Below are 16284 nucleotides of genomic sequence, written 5' to 3'. Positions count from 1 at the left end.
ACGGTTGGTTACTACTCAATCGATTTGTCATTCAATGAAATCACTAACGCTCCTGATACTATTTCCGAAATCCCCTTGCTTTCCTAGTTAGATGGCTCTGATTTAATCGTCAATGGACAGTCCCTTCGGAGAATTAATCGGCCACTATCATTTAAAAGAATAATAGGAAATATTCCGAAATAACTTTCTTTTTTCAGAGTTTCTAAGAACAGGAAATATCGAGAAAATTATGGAATAATTAGGGCGATTCCCTTTCAAAATTAGCCACATTTTTACAAAAATGCTATTAGTAATCTATTTTTCTAGTTCTTATTGCTTGTGTTTTTGTCGAAAAAAGACGATTATAAAGATAGAAAGCAGACCTGGATGATTCCTCTATCATTGTTCAAGCAATCGTGTTCATCGGGGTTAGTTTTCTAAACCAATTAAAGGGGAGAAATACAACTATGATTTATGCTAATCCTAATACAGAAGGTTCTGTCGTACAATTCAAAGAAAAATACGATAACTTTATTGGTGGAGAATGGGTTGCACCCGTTAAAGGCCAATATTTCGAAAATAAATCACCAGTAACTGGTAAAGTATTCACAAAAGCTGCTCGTTCTACTGTTGAAGATATCGAATTGGCATTAGATGCTGCACATGCTGCAAAAGCTGCTTGGGGAAAAACTACTCCTGCTGAACGCGCTCGCATTTTAAACAAAATTGCTGACCGTTTAGAAGAAAACTTAGAAATGATCGCTGTTGCTGAAACTTGGGACAACGGTAAAGCAGTACGTGAAACATTGAATGCCGATATTCCATTGGCTATCGATCACTTCCGTTACTTCGCAAGTGCCATTCGTTCTCAAGAAGGCCGCACAACTCAAATAGATAATGATACAGTAGCATACCACTTCCAAGAGCCACTTGGTGTTGTTGGACAAATCATCCCTTGGAATTTCCCAATTCTAATGGCTGTTTGGAAAATTGCTCCAGCTCTAGCTGCAGGTAACTGTATCGTCATGAAACCAGCTGAACAAACTCCAGCTTCTATCATGGTGTTGGTTGAATTAATTCAAGATATCATCCCTGCTGGTGTTCTTAACATCGTTAATGGTTTCGGTATCGAAGTTGGTAAACCACTTGCTACGAACCCACGTATTGCTAAAATTGCTTTCACTGGTTCAACTGCAGTTGGTCGCCAAATCATGCAATATGCAACTGAAAACATCATCCCTGTAACACTTGAACTTGGTGGTAAATCACCGAACGTATTCTTTGAAGATGTAATGGATAAAGATGATGCTTACCTAGATAAAGCAATCGAAGGTATGGTTATGTTCGCATTGAACTCAGGCGAAATCTGTACATGTCCTTCACGTGCTCTTATCCAAGAATCAATCTATGACAAATTCATGGAACGTGCACTAGAACGCGTTAAACAAATTAAAGTTGGTAACCCACTTGATACTGAAGTAATGATGGGTGCTCAAGCTTCTAATCAACAAAAAGAAAAAATCCTTTCTTACATCAAGCTTGGACAAGAAGAAGGCGCTGAATTACTTATCGGTGGAGAAGAAAACAAATTTGATGGAGAACTTGAAACTGGTAACTACATCAAACCAACTGTTTTCAAAGGAAACAATAAAATGCGTATCTTCCAAGAAGAAATCTTTGGACCAGTTCTTGCTGTTACTACTTTCAAAGACTTCGATGAAGCAATGGAAATCGCAAACGATACTCTTTACGGCTTAGGAGCTGGAGTATGGTCTCGTAGCGGAGATATCGCTTACCGTGCTGGTCGTGGAATCGAAGCTGGTCGTGTTTGGACAAACACATACCACCAATATCCTGCTGGCGCAGCATTCGGTGGATACAAATTATCAGGTATCGGCCGTGAAAACCACCTAATGATGCTTGATCACTATCAACAAACAAAATGTCTATTAGTAAGCTACGCTAAAGACGCTCAAGGATTCTTCTAAATCGAAAGGATACGATCAAACATGGTAGAACGTGTTATTGCAACGAACGAAGCACTTACATTAATAGACTCTATTAAAAAAGTACATGGATCTATCATGTTTTATCAATCCGGCGGCTGTTGTGATGGATCTTCTCCGATGTGCTATAGAGAAGGAGATTTTCAACTGGGGGATGCAGACATCCATCTCGGTGCGATTGGCGATGTACCCTTCTACATGCATAAAAGCCAATACGATTATTGGAAGCACACGCAACTGATCATCGATGCAACTGAAGGACGAGGCCCGGATTTCTCACTTGATAGCGTGGAAGACCAACATTTCATCACACGCTCGCGGGTTTTTTCAGAGGAAGAATACCAAGAAGTGAAAAAAGTTTTATAGCATGTTAAAGAGCATTCCCAAAAGTCTAATTTGGCTATTGGGAATGCTCTTTTCATTATTATTTACTTCGTTTCTTTGACAGGTTTGAAAGTGATATACATGTATAAAATAATCCAGTTGCAATCAACAACTGGATTATTTCTTAGAAAATCTCGTTCAATTTTATTTATTTTTTCTTAAAAACAACCTTTTTCAAACCAGAAATATAAATACGATCTCCAGATTTAAGTGTATTGGTTACACTTTTAACTCCAAAACCATCAGATTCACTTGTGAGAATTTCGTTTACAAGTAGGCTATTACCTCTTTTAATGATTAAATTCCCTGTTCCGTCTGATGTAACCATTTTATATTTTCCGGCATTTATATCCTTACCTACTGTCCAATATCCCGCATGTAGTGTATTGGATTTAACGTTCGATACACGTGTAAACTTTACACTGTCCAAACCACTTATTTTAATTTTATCTCCAGCTTTTATATCCGTTGTAACTACTCTTACTCCAAAATCATCATATTCACTAGTTAAGACCTCATTTATAAAGCGATCTGTGCCCATACCAATAACTAAGTTTCCACTTCCTGAATTTGTCGTGATCTTGTATCGCCCTGCTTTAATATCCTTGCCTGCTTTCCAAGTACCGGCACTTAAGTTTTTCACGTAGGGTTTCGCTTTCACTTTGATCGTTGCCGAAGTCTTTTTGCCGTTTGTAGTGGTAGCGGTAATTTTTACTGTCCCTACACCAACGCCTTTGACTTTCCCTTTACTACTGACAGTTGCAACTTTTTTATTGGAAGTCGACCATTTCACTGTTTTGTTTACCGCATTACTTGGGCTCACTGTTGCAGATAAGGTTAATGTCTTTCCTTGAACGATGGTAGCTGAAGTCTTATTTACCTTTACAGACTTTGCCACAATTGGTGATTTAACCGTTACTTTCACCTTAACCGCTTTAGCATCTTTAACATTTGCTGTAATGGTTGCGGTTCCTTTCGCTTTGCCCGTAACCTTACCTTTGCTGCTAACCGTTGCGATTTTTTTATTCGAGGTTGTCCATTTCACTGTTTTATCCATACTATCGGATGGGGAAACAGTTGCGGTAAGCTGTCCTGCTTTACCTGCTGTTACAGTTAAGCTTGTTTTATTTACTTTTACAGTTTTTGTAGAGACCTTCACCTTTACTTGTTTCACAACGTCACTATTATCATTTGCGGTCGCCGTAATGGTAGCAGAACCGTTCGCGATTCCTTTGATATTACCTTTTGAATCTACTTTTGCCACCTTAGTGTTGGAGCTTTTCCATACAACTGTTTTATTTGTAGCATCCGATGGAGCAACGGTCGCCGTTACTTTTACTGTTTGTTTCTTTGTGATATTTAAAGATGCTTTGCTCAACTTCAAACTTGTTGGCACTTTTATTACAGTTACTGTAATACTTTTCTTAATAGATGGATTGCCATTTGCAGTAGCAGTAATAGTTGTAGTACCTGCATTAACCGGTTTAATTTTTCCATTTACATCTACTACTGCAATTTTAGGGTTTGCACTCGTCCAGTTTATATTTTGATCAGTAGCATCAGCGGGGTTTACAGTCGCTGTTAACTGAGCCGTTTTATTTAACTTGATTGATACAGTTGATTTGTTTAGTGTAATGCTTTGAGGAGCCACACTCTCCTCAACTAATGAATCTGTGTTTTCCGCTTGAGCTGTACTGCCTAATGATACCGATAACGCTAACATCAGCATGAAAATAACTTTTACCCAAATATTTCTTTTCAAATACAAAACCTTCTTTCAATTTTTCATTATTCACGACTAATCATCATCAAACAACTTTCTTAACACAAAATTATAATATAAAAGTGCTCTATTTCATCGAAAAGACTTTCACACTACGAAATTAACTTGATTAGATTATTCGATAAATTATATCCAAAGTTAAATCTATCACTTTAATAAATACTTTGCCTTATAAATCTATTAATTTTCTAAAGTTTTATTCGTCACCCATATACCAAAAGTAACAATTCAAGATATTTTTATTCTAAAATGATAGGATAATGTATCTAAAAAGTTTTTAACAGAGGTCGATTCTTCTTCAACCCGAATACCTATAGAAAAAAAGATGACTCCAATAGGAATCATCTTTTCGAGTTATTTTTTTCATTAAGTACCACAAAAAGTCTGGTACGGGCCGCATGATTCAGGTACTGTTGCGTATGCTTCCTGATCTCTCGTATGCGCGTATGGGTGTGAGAGTACTTCCAGAAGTCGTTCCAACACACTGTAATCGCCTTTTTTCACCGCAGCATCCAATGCTTCTTCCACCCGGTGGTTTCGTGGAATCACCGCAGGATTACTTTCTTGCATCAGCTTCTTCGAAGATTCTTTCGATTCCTGTTGACGCCCTACTCGCTCCTGCCACAACTTATGCCACTCTTCAAACTCCGGAGAATCGAAAAGGGCTGCGTCCCCTTTTGTTTCAAACGTTAAGGCACGGAAGGTGTTCGTATAGTCTGCCCGATGCTTCTTCATCATGTCGAGGAGTCCTTCGATCAGCGCTTCATCCTCTGCCTCTTCATCAAAGATGCCCAACTTTGCCCTCATGCCCTTGAACCAATGTGTATGATATAACTTATTGAATTCCGAGATCTCATCCTGCGCCAGTTGAATGGCCTGTTCCTGATCATCATGCAACAGTGGCAGTAGGCTTTCCGCCAATCGGGCTAGGTTCCAAGCGGCAATGTACGGCTGATTTCCATAGGCATAACGGCCTTGAACGTCAATGGAGCTGAATACCGTTTCCGGATCATAGGTATCCATGAAGGCACATGGGCCGTAATCGATGCTTTCTCCGCTAATGGTCATGTTGTCAGTGTTCATCACCCCATGTATGAAGCCAACCAACTGCCATTTTGAAATAAGCTTGGCCTGTCGTTTGATGACCTCCCTTAGCATCGATTGAGCTCGGTTTTCAGCAGCTTCCACCTCTGGAAAATGACGCTTGATGGTATAGTCGACAAGGGCCTGCAGTTCCTCGATTGTCCTCCACTTAGCAACATATTGAAAAGTTCCGACACGAAGATGGCTGGCAGCCACTCGCGTTAAAACCGCACCGGGTAGCACGGTTTCCCGATAGACCGGGTCGCCTGTCTTCACGACAGCCAAACTACGCGATGTGGGAATCCCCAGCGCATGCATGGCTTCGCTGATGATATATTCACGTAACATCGGACCCAGTGCCGCGCGTCCATCCCCCCCGCGTGAATAGGGTGTTCTTCCTGGGCCTTTAAGCTGGATGTCCAGCCTTTCCCCCTCTGGCGTAATCTGCTCACCCAAGAGCACCGCTCGCCCGTCTCCTAGCATTGTGAAATGACCGAATTGGTGACCCGCGTATGCTTGGGAAAGGGGCAAGGCTCCTTCAGGAATCTCGTTTCCAGCAAGTACTTCCACACCCTCATCGCTTTCTAATTCTTTCGCGGACAGCCCTAAAGTAGCAGCCAGCTTTTCATTGAGAATGATCAATTCTGGTGCACTTACTGGAATCGGGTCGGTAAGGGTGAAAAGAGCTTTTGGAAGTCCAGCATAGCTATTTTCGAAGTTCCATCCTGTTTCATTATTTTTTGTCATAGAATCCCCCTTTTTCTTTAGTCATGTCTGTACTGGTTTTTCCTCATATTTAAAACAAAAATAGTCATTTGCATGGTCCTTATGCACGTTTTTAATGTCTGCATATGCCCATTTATTATACCGTTTCCACATCAAGATGACCCTTTTTAAGCAATCGCGTTTGAAAAACTCCATAGGTAAATACACATTTAAACGGCTATTACATAGAATGCATGAATGAAATGACTTAAGGGGGAGTTCTGTTGATTATCTATGTAGTAAGCAGTGGCGATTCGTTATGGAAAATTGCAAACCGCTATGGAGTAACGATCGATTCAATTGTTAAATTAAATGCATTATCCGACCCAAGCCAATTAACGCTTGGCCAGTCATTGGTTATTCCTCACATCGGGACCTCTCACATCGTTGAAGCCGGAGAAACCTTATGGTCGATTGCCCAGCAATATGGACTGACCATTCAAGCACTCATGCAAGCCAATCAACTTACCGACCCAAACGTACTTTACCAAGGCAGTGTTCTATATATCCCGCCCATTACACACGTCGTTCAGTCGGGACAAACGTTATGGGACATTTCCGTTTGGTATGGCACGACCGTTCAGGCCATCTTGAGTGTCAATCAAATCGAAGACCCAAACACGATTTATGTAGGAATGAACCTCATCATCCCAAGGTCGAAACGAGCGATAGAAGTGAATGCTTATACCTATCAATCAAGTGATGCAGCCGTCCAATCCATCCAAGATATCGGCCAACTACTTACTTACCTCAGCCCTTTTGCTTATAAAATCAAGGAAGATGGCACATTAGAAGGACTGAATGATGAAGATATGGTCGACGCCGCGATTTCAAAAAGCATCGTCCCCATGATGTCGATTACGAACTTCACTTCAACGGAAGCCGGATCCAACCTAGCCCAAGTCATTTTGTCCAACTCTTCATTAAGGGAAAAGGTCATCAGGAATGTGCTTGAAGTGATGGATGACAAAGGCTATACCGCACTAAACATCGATTTTGAAAATGTATTGCCCGAGAATCGCGAGGATTACAACCGATTCCTGCAACTGGCCGTTGAGCGCCTTCATGCTAGAGGCTATTTGGTTTCCACTGCCCTTGCGCCCAAGACGAGCGAAGAGCAAGCTGGTGTGTTATATGAAGCACATGATTATGAAGCGCATGGACGGATTGTCGATTTCGTCGTGCTCATGACGTATGAATGGGGATATCGGATGGGTCCTCCTCAAGCCATCTCTCCCCTCGACCAAATGAGGAAGGTCGTGGAGTATGCCTTGACGGTGATTCCTGCAGAAAAGATCTTTTTAGGGTTCCAAATATATGCACGGGATTGGCTCCTCCCACATGTTAAAGGCCAGGAAGCCGAGACATTCAGCCCACAAGAAGCCGTAAGAAGGGCCGTTAAGCACGGAGCACCCATTCAATATGATCCGGTCGCCCAATCACCCTTTTTCCGCTATTCAGACGAAAAAGGGAAAACGCATGAAGTATGGTTTGAAGATGCACGGAGCGCCCAAGCCAAGTTTGAACTCGCAAAGCAATATAAGCTCCGCGGTATCAGCTACTGGGCACTAGGTTTCCCTTACCCCCAAAACTGGGCTTTATTAGAGGACAATTTTTCAATCAAGAAATTGAAGACATTTAGCTGATTTGCTACACCCTTTAGTGGATACCTGTTTTAAAAAATGGCTTATCGACATTCGATAAGCCCATTCTATTCAATTGTTATTTCGATAAGGCAATTTTTATATGGGCTAAGTGGTGCTTTTCGTGCCAAGCTAATTTTGCGATTTTTTTTGCCACTGTTATTTCACCATTTTCCTGGTGAGTGAAAGTCCGACGTACTTGCTCTTCGGTTAAACTATGCCCTAAAGCAACGATACGCTCATTTATCCCCTCTAGCATTTTAATGGAACTTTCTATGGGAAGTTCAGTGTCCGGTTGAATGGCCCACTTTTCTTGGTCAAAACCTGGTACCGTTGGGTTCTCTTCTGTCAAAGCCAGCTTCAAACGTTGATACATGTTCAACTGGGAATCTGCAATGTGATGAACAAGCTGACGAATATTCCAGCTACCCTCACGATATGTTTTCCTTAATTCGTCATCACTTAATGAGTCAACAGTTTCTCTTAATTGAACGGTGTATGTTTCGATATCCTTTAACCATTCTTGAATGTTTTCTAGTGTTACTTGTTCAGGTACTTGTAATTCCCCAATTGGAAATCTCACATCCATTTTCATTCCCCATTTCCCTATTCGTTATTTCTTTTACATATTGATCAGGAGATTATAATCCCCTTATATTTTAACATATTTTATCCAATTTCCGGCATTTATTGGTACCAATAAAGGGGACACCGAAATAACAAGAACTCTTTAACCAAAGACTAAAAAAAAGCTGCCCGCCCGTCAGTTTTCACCGACTTCGGGACAGCTGCTTTGTTTTATTGCCTCTTAATAAGGGTCGGCTTCGTGGCTTTTCTTCACGGCATCTTTAGTCGCTTCATTAGCCGCTAATGTACCTTGGCCATATTTCGACTTACCTGATTCACGGCCTGGAATCTTGCCTTCTTCCTGTTTTTCCTTGATTTCTTTCATTTTCATTTCGATGCCTTCCTTCACACGGCGGCCATATTCTTCATCGGCTTGTGTAAAGTGCTCAACCATGGCATCTTGAATACGTTTGTCACATATTGCAAGTGCATTGGATAGGTTGTTGATTAATTCATCACGTTCCCAGTCCTCAAAGCTGCGATATGTTTCGCCCGCTTGACCATAGTTATTAGGACGGTCAATCGGCTCGCTCATTACCGCCGCATTATAGCTCGGACGGTGTTGTGGACGCTCTTCTTTGCTAGCTTCCTTGTACCCGCCAATCATCGAAGGTTCATAGTTAATCGATGGATTTTCACCATTCTCTTTCGGATCACGAATATCCATTTGACCACGATGCTGATTCGTGCGGACAGGCACTTTCGGAGCATTCACAGGCAATTTCAGATAGTTCGGACCTACACGATAGCGTTGCGTATCAGAGTAGGAGAACGTACGGCCTTGGAGCATTTTATCATCGGAGAAATCCATTCCGTCGACAAGGACCCCTGTACCGAAGGCGGCCTGCTCGATTTCCGCATGGTAATCCACCGGATTGCGATCAAGGACCATACGACCGACTGGCAACCATGGGAATTTATCTTCCGGCCAAAGTTTTGTATCATCTAGTGGATCGAAATCAAGTTCTGGATGGTAGTCATCCTCCATGATTTGTACATAGAGTTCCCATTCCGGATATTCTCCACGCTCGATGGATTCATATAAATCCTGTGTCGCATGGGCGACGGTCTTCGCTTGAATAGCGTCTGCTTCTTCTTGGGTCAAGTTGCGGATGCCTTGCTTAGGCTCCCAATGATACTTTACAAGCACAGCTTCGCCTTTGTCATTCACCCATTTATAAGTATTCACTCCAGAACCCTGCATATGGCGGTATGTAGCTGGAATGCCCCATGGAGAAAATAGGAATGTAATCATATGCGTAGCTTCAGGTGAACGGGAAACAAAGTCGAACATCTGCTCAGGATTCGCCACGTTCGATGCTGGATCCACCTTGAATGCATGAATCATATCAGGGAACTTCATCGCATCACGGATAAAGAAAATTTTCAGGTTGTTACCGACAAGATCCCAGTTACCATCTTCCGTATACATTTTCACGGCAAAACCGCGTGGATCCCGTGCTGTTTCTGGCGAATCCTTCGATCCTGCCACGGTAGAGAAACGGACCATGAGTGGTGTTCGCTTCCCAGCACCCGAAAATACTTTCGCCCGTGTATATTTTTCTGGAGGTTCATCTCCGACTTTTCCATATGCTTCAAAATAGCCAAATGCTCCAGCACCACGTGCGTGAACCACACGCTCCGGCACTTCCTCCCGGTCAAAGTGGGAAATCTTTTCGATGAAATGATAATTCTCAAGTGTAGCGGGACCGCGATTACCTACTGTTCGGATATTCTGGTTATCCGTCACAGGGTGACCTTGACGCGTGGTCAACGTATCGCGTTTCACATCTTTTTCTTGATCCTGTCCTTTTGGAGCATTCATATCTTTGTTCTCTGCCAAAATGAAAACCTCCTTAAAAATAGTGGCCCTTACTTCACTAGTATTCCAGTTTATAAGGGGAATTATCATTTGTATTAAATATTAAATGATAATTATTATAATCAATACAAAACCATTATAGGGTATGTACGTAAAGAATGCACGTAAAATGAATTACATTTTTCTTTCTCAATAAATATCGTATATTCTCAGTAGTGAGGATTACTAGATAACCGCTCATCTATCTATTAGGGGCCGTCCCTTAATTTCTTAAAAGTCGTTTACTAACTAATTAGACAATACTTCTTCTATACCTTCGTTTTGAAAAAAGAAAACCTATAATTGATAAATTTCTCCAGAAAACCAGAAATTATTCTCATTAACTTAGATGCCTTCATAACAAAAAAAGAGTCAATTATCCTTTTGGATAACTAACTCTTTTAGTTCTTTATTTATTGAAAATAAACGGCATTAAAATGGGTTCGTTGCGATGAAGCTTGCTGTTTTGACATACATACGTGGATTGATCTTTAATTGGTCCACGATGAATTCTGCAATATCTTCAGGTTGGATGAATTTTGTATCGTTATTTTCCTTAATTAAGCTTAGGTCAAGCGCAAGATCTGTTGCCACCGTACTTGGTGTCAAAGCAGACACGCGAATATTGTTGCGGCGAACTTCTTGTGCTAAGGATTCTGTAAAACCAATTACGGCAAACTTGGATGCACTGTATGCACTTGATGTAGCGGCTCCACTCAATCCATTTGTGGAAGACACATTAATGATGTCCCCACCATTTTTCTCGATTAATTGAGGCAGTACAGCATGTGTTACATAATAGGTGCCCATTAAGTTTGTATCAATGATTTGTTTCCATTCTTCCGGATCCATTTCCATAACCGTACCGAATGTTCCGATACCCGCGCTATTAATTAGAATATCCGCATTCCCCAACTCTTTTGTTAAAGATTCAATCGCTGCTTCCACTTGTTCCTTTGATGAAACATCAGCCGCTGCATAGGCCACTTTAACGCCTAACCCTTCAATTTCGGTAGCCGCCTCTTTTAGAGTTGCCTCTGTTCTTGCAAGTAAACCCACGTTTACTCCTTCTTTAGCTAGTGCGATAGCCGTTGCTTTCCCGATTCCTCTTGCCCCACCGGTAACAATTGCTACTTTATTTTTTAATGATTGTGCCATAATAGTTAGCCCCTTTCTAAATCAACTTTCATATACGTTCTATTATACTATTTTGGATTGGATATTCCTAAAAGCCTGCTTGGTCTTTTGCAGAATCTATCTATAAGTATTTTCTTGATTAGGTTTTCGTAAACTTTGTTTTATATTCTTAATGCTCTCTTGCTATGCAAACAATTTAAAGGAATCATTCATGACTATTTCGAGCACACCACAGCATTAAGAAAGTTTTCTGATCGTTGATTCTCCCGATGAAAATAATGGCAAAAAGAACATCAGAAGTATTCTGATGCCAGACTGTAGACAAACCTATAAAAATCGAGTTTGTATGGCTTGTACCATGTGGACGTTGATTTCCACTCCAGGCACTCGCTTTCCGCGGGCGGTCCGCGAGCCTCCTCGGCTTTCGCCTGCGGGGTCTCCCGTAGACACGCTTTTCCCGCAGGAGTCTCGTACCTTCCGTTCCTATCAACTATGTTTTAACTCATAGATAAAACCCTATTTCCTAAGTCATGATTGTTTCACAATAGAATTATTAGTTCTTAAAATGGAGCCTGCCCTGAATGTATAGAAGATGGCAAATTGGACACGGCAAGTTTAGGCGAAGATTCGAAAGGAATTTCAAAAGGGGATCGGAACTTAATATTTCCGACCCCCTTTTGTCTAAACTCTGGCATCAGAGTATTCTGATGTCCCTAAAGCATTGCAATTTCCTCTCTTACTTATAGACCTTGACCGGTAAATACGTTAAGGACTGTCCAGTAGCGGATTCGGTTAAGTTTTGTTCTAAATCAAACCCTTCGACAGGTTCGATACGAGAGAATTTCTTGACGAAAAGCTCCAAAGCCAATTTCATTTCCAATCGTGCAAGCGGTGCCCCTAAGCAGAAATGTGGCCCGCTTCCGAAGGTCAAATGCTTCTTATTATTTGGACGGCGGATGTCTATCTTGAAAGGATCTTCAAACATATCTCCATCCAGATTGCAGCCGCTCATCCAAGCGATGACGGTATCCCCTTTTTTTAACGGAACCCCTAATAAATCATTATCTTCTTTAACCGTGCGATCTCGTCTGGAGCTGTGGAACCGATACCGTAGCATTTCCTCGACTGCATTCGGAATCAATTCAGGCTCATTCCGGAGTTCTCCATAGATTGACGGATCATCATAAAGTAATGAATAGAAAGAATTCGCGATCGCATGGCTAGTCGTTTCGACACCCGCGCCTAATAGGAGCATCGTCGCCTGCACGATCTCTTCATCCGTAAATCTTTCCCCATCCACTTCTGCCCGGATTAAGTCACAGATAATATCATCTGACAGATTCGAACGTTTTTGAACGACAATCGGATATAGGTATTGGAAATATTCCTTTGCCGCCTGTTCCTTTTTACGCATAATATCTTCCAACCTTGCTTCGTCATAAGGTTGGAACAGGATATCCACCCATTCTTTGAACTGGTGTTGATCTTGAATCGGCACCCCGAATAAATCCGCGATAACCATAGCAGGTAAAGGGCCAGAGAATGTTTTTATAATATCGACCGTTGAGTCAGCTGGAATGTCATTGACAAGGTCGCTAATAATTTGGTGAATACGAGGTTCCCATTCTTTCAAACTGCGCGGGGTGAAAGCGGCTGCTAACAAGGAGCGGCTCTTCCGATGTGCAGGTGGATCCACCAATGTAAGATTCGTTATGGAAGAAGGTTTTTCTGCCTTCTTACCCGCTCCAACGAAAATAGCACTTCTAGGCCCTTCACTCGAAAAAACCTTATAGTTACTTAACACCTGTTTAACATGTTCATATTTAAACACATTCCACGTATTCGTTCCCTCATGGAAATAGACAGGCTGATTGTGAAGCATTTCTTTGTACCATTCAATCGGGAAAAACTCATCAGCACGTGATTGAAAATTCGTAATTTCTTTAATAGGAATCACTTCTTTGTTCATTAAGTCTTATTCCTCCTTCAAAACATCTAAAGATTCTCTGTCTTCTACATTTGTACGTATGTTCAGCTTACTCTAAACAGAGTATTTTGAAAAAAGCAATAAGTAATAGGGCATGAAACCCACATTTGAATACCTTTGGTTTTTTTGTAGGTAGTAGGTCTCTTCTATGTGGCGGTACAGGCATGCCTAAAGACCACATAAAAAAAGCACTCATTTTGAATGGCTCAAAATGAGTGCTTTTTATTCGTTTCATCAAATCTCCATGTCCCAACGATCCTGCTCGGTTTGCTTCATCTGTTTTTCCGTTTTTTCCGGATAGGCTGTACGGAATTTATGGTGGTCGGCCGGGATGATTTCAATCATCTTCTCGATCATGTCTTCCGGATCAAGTTGGTTCTTTAATCCCGCATCCTGTTTCTCCATATCTTCCTTCCGTGTAAAGTTGCGTTCCTCATCGAACCACTTCCATTTCTCCTCTGCAGCCCTGTCGTTGAAGCCCGTATTATAGGCACCCGGATTGATGGTCGCTACCTGCACCCCAAATGGCTCAAGCTCATCCTTCAAGGTTAACGCCATACCCTCGATGGCATGTTTGGTTGTCGCATAGGGACCTCCGAATGGGGTCGTGATAATTCCGGCCATCGAACTCAAGAACACGATTTTTCCGCTTCCTTTTTTGACCAGCTTCCTTGCTGCATGTTGGACGGATTCAAGTGTCGCAAATACATTCACTTCGAAAATCGCCCGGAACCGATCCATCGGCACTTCCCCTAGTGCACCGCCTTCGTTGATAGCAGCATTTGCCACAAACACGTCAAAATCATACTCGTCAATCAGGGCCCTGTCCCGTTCATTCGTGATATCCAATTTGAGCACGTCCATATTCAGGCCTTGCTCCTGTGCTTCTCGCATTAGATCCGTTTTCTGGGATGTGATTTCGGTCGTCGCAATCACGTGGTGCCCTCTCTTCGCTAATCCTAATGCCGTTCCTCTCCCAAGCCCACTGCCTGCACCCGTGATGAAAATCGTTTTAGTCATCTACTATTCCTCCTATCAATATTCTCTATTATTTCTTCTTCCCCGTTGCTATAGACCTAAACAAAATAACGCTTTTCCCAGGGGCAATAGACAAATAAGTCAGGGAGTAAAAAAGGGAAAACAAGGTTTCCAAAAGGACTTTGTTCCCCTTTTTTGTTAAAATTAAATAGAACTTTAGACACGCACCCGAATTTGTCTTTGCGTTTATTAAGGTCGTTTACGGGAATACTTAAAAAACATCAAGTCTATCCCTGCATTTCATTCATGAAAGCTTAAACAACCGAGGATAACTAACGAAAAAGGGGTTTTTACGATGATGAATTACAAAAACATCACAGTTGCAGGAAGCGGCGTTTTAGGAAGTCAGATAGCCTTCCAAACTGCTTACGTAGGAAAATTCAATGTAACGATATATGACATTAACGACGAAGCTTTAGAACGTGCCAAAGAAAGAATCACGAACTTGAAGCCGTATTATAAAGAAGATTTAGGGGCAACAGACGAAGATTTGAATGCGGCTTTTGACCGTCTTACTTTCCACTCCGATCTTGCAAAGGCTGTAGCGGATGCGGATCTTGTGATTGAAGCGATTCCGGAAGTCGTTCAGATTAAAACCGATTTTTATACGGAATTAGGAAAAATGGCGCCCGAAAAAACCGTTTTCGCAACGAACTCTTCGACATTATTGCCAAGTCAATTTGCAGAAGCGACAGGCCGTCCCGAGAAGTTCCTCGCCTTACACTTTGCGAATGAAATCTGGAAAAACAATACCGCTGAAGTCATGAAGCACCCTGGGACAAATGACCGGTTCTTTGATGAAGTGATTGATTTCGCAAAAGCGATCGGAATGGTTGCCCTCCCATTACATAAAGAGCAACCCGGCTATATCTTGAACTCTTTATTGGTTCCGTTCTTGGAAGCAGGCCAAGGACTCCTATTGAATGAAGTCGCGGACCCTGCAACCATCGACAAGACATGGATGATTGCAACAGGCGCTCCACTCGGACCTTTCGCCATCTTGGACGTAGTAGGAATCACCACCGCCTATAACATTGCCAATGCCAAGGCTCAAGCAGGTGATCCACATTTCGTAAAATTGGCTAACCTCTTGAAAACGGAATACATCGACAAAGGGAAAACAGGCAGAGCAGCAGGAGAAGGCTTCTACAAGTACCCGAACCCTGCTTTCGCTAAAGCTGATTTCTTAAAAGGATAAATATGAATGCACATCCAGAACGTGTCCGCAAATCGCTATTATAAAAAATGAAACGGCTTGAGCTCTTTAATATGGGCTCAAGCCGTTTTATTTTTATAGTAAAGTTAATCCAGATCCCCGAATTTTCTTCAGTATGCAATGTGTTTCGATATTTCGCGCCTGGTTATTTCTTTTGAATATAGGAAATGATATCAATATATAATTCGGTCATTTCTTGAGGGGTTTTATCTAAGTCATTTTGTACCCATTGCTCGATCAATCCTAAAAAAGCAGACGTAATGAAGGATAGGAAGTAGTCCATGGGCACTTTTAAATCGGATGCATGGAAGCTTTCATTTTTCTCTAAATTCACACGCACTTTTTCGGAAAAGGCATCTCGAAATCGAAGGTGGAAACCTGTTCTCCCATGATTGCTTAAAAATATCTTTAATAAGGGCGCATGCATTTTAATGGAGCTAAATAAGGCAGCCGCTAATTGCTCCTGTCCTTTTTCAAACGTATGAGTCGATGAATAGCGCGATTGCAATTCATCAATATGATTGCCTAAGTCCTCAAACAACTGCTGTTCGATTCGATCTAACAAATCGAACTTATCTTGATAGTGCAAATAAAATGTTCCACGGTTAATTTGTGCCGTTTTCGTAATGTCCCCTACCGTAATTGAATCAAAGGACTTTTCTTCTAAGATATGTATAAACGACGTTTGAATGAGCTGTTTAGTTTTTCGATTTTTCTCTGCATACATGCTCATCATCATCACCTCCGTCCTAAAATTGAACAATCTGTTCACTTT

Annotated in this window: 12 protein-coding genes; 4 read left to right on the top strand and 8 right to left on the bottom strand. The window is 41.6% G+C overall.

What is annotated here, in order from left to right; all coding sequences use genetic code 11:
* The first annotated feature begins 446 nt into the window (after nt 1–446).
* Nucleotides 447–1967, top strand: coding sequence for an acetaldehyde dehydrogenase ExaC (gene exaC / locus ACQKL0_RS16760; protein WP_402871640.1), 1521 nt, complete (start codon nt 447–449; stop codon nt 1965–1967).
* 21 nt (nt 1968–1988) lie between these two features.
* Nucleotides 1989–2351 carry a DUF779 domain-containing protein gene (locus ACQKL0_RS16755; protein ID WP_402988992.1) on the top strand — a complete coding sequence of 121 codons (363 nt, stop codon included), beginning with the start codon at nt 1989–1991 and terminating at the stop codon, nt 2349–2351.
* Between the two features lie 166 nt (nt 2352–2517).
* Here ACQKL0_RS16755 and ACQKL0_RS16750 read toward each other — a convergent pair whose 3' ends face one another.
* Both ACQKL0_RS16750 and ACQKL0_RS16745 read right to left on the bottom strand, forming a co-directional pair.
* Nucleotides 2518–4131 carry an Ig-like domain-containing protein gene (locus tag ACQKL0_RS16750; protein WP_427688691.1) on the bottom strand — a complete coding sequence of 538 codons (1614 nt, stop codon included), beginning with the start codon at nt 4129–4131 and terminating at the stop codon, nt 2518–2520.
* Nucleotides 4132–4518: 387 nt separating this feature from the next.
* Nucleotides 4519–5982 (bottom strand): protein adenylyltransferase SelO, encoded by a 1464-nt coding sequence (locus tag ACQKL0_RS16745; RefSeq protein ID WP_427688689.1) that lies wholly within the window; start codon nt 5980–5982, stop codon nt 4519–4521.
* 242 nt (nt 5983–6224) lie between these two features.
* On the opposite strand from ACQKL0_RS16745, the gene ACQKL0_RS16740 reads away from it, so the two are divergent.
* Nucleotides 6225–7646, top strand: coding sequence for a LysM peptidoglycan-binding domain-containing protein (locus ACQKL0_RS16740; RefSeq protein WP_402871650.1), 1422 nt, complete (start codon nt 6225–6227; stop codon nt 7644–7646).
* A gap of 76 nt (nt 7647–7722) precedes the next feature.
* On the opposite strand, the gene ACQKL0_RS16735 is transcribed toward ACQKL0_RS16740, so the two are convergent.
* From ACQKL0_RS16735 to ACQKL0_RS16715, 5 genes are all read right to left on the bottom strand, one after another.
* Nucleotides 7723–8232 (bottom strand): YfiT family bacillithiol transferase, encoded by a 510-nt coding sequence (locus tag ACQKL0_RS16735; RefSeq protein ID WP_427591547.1) that lies wholly within the window; start codon nt 8230–8232, stop codon nt 7723–7725.
* A gap of 219 nt (nt 8233–8451) precedes the next feature.
* Nucleotides 8452–10113, bottom strand: coding sequence for a catalase (locus ACQKL0_RS16730; RefSeq protein ID WP_402871656.1), 1662 nt, complete (start codon nt 10111–10113; stop codon nt 8452–8454).
* Between the two features lie 450 nt (nt 10114–10563).
* Entirely contained in the window at nt 10564–11289 is a 726-nt protein-coding gene (locus ACQKL0_RS16725; RefSeq protein WP_402871658.1) for a 3-ketoacyl-ACP reductase, read from the bottom strand.
* A gap of 715 nt (nt 11290–12004) precedes the next feature.
* Complete coding sequence (locus ACQKL0_RS16720; RefSeq protein WP_427688687.1) at nt 12005–13237, bottom strand: cytochrome P450; 1233 nt, start codon at nt 13235–13237, stop codon at nt 12005–12007.
* 252 nt (nt 13238–13489) lie between these two features.
* Entirely contained in the window at nt 13490–14275 is a 786-nt protein-coding gene (locus ACQKL0_RS16715; protein WP_427688685.1) for an SDR family oxidoreductase, read from the bottom strand.
* Between the two features lie 316 nt (nt 14276–14591).
* Between ACQKL0_RS16715 and ACQKL0_RS16710 the strand changes: the two genes are divergently transcribed.
* Nucleotides 14592–15491 (top strand): 3-hydroxyacyl-CoA dehydrogenase, encoded by a 900-nt coding sequence (locus tag ACQKL0_RS16710; protein WP_427688731.1) that lies wholly within the window; start codon nt 14592–14594, stop codon nt 15489–15491.
* A 163-nt stretch (nt 15492–15654) separates the two neighbouring features.
* Here the strand turns inward: ACQKL0_RS16710 and ACQKL0_RS16705 are convergent, their stop codons facing one another.
* Complete coding sequence (locus tag ACQKL0_RS16705; protein WP_427688683.1) at nt 15655–16242, bottom strand: TetR/AcrR family transcriptional regulator; 588 nt, start codon at nt 16240–16242, stop codon at nt 15655–15657.
* Nucleotides 16243–16284 lie beyond the last annotated feature (42 nt).

The organism is Peribacillus sp. NPDC097264, assembly GCF_050277925.1.
Classification (GTDB): domain Bacteria; phylum Bacillota; class Bacilli; order Bacillales; family DSM-1321; genus Peribacillus.
This window is presented reverse-complemented; position numbering and strand designations above follow the sequence as displayed.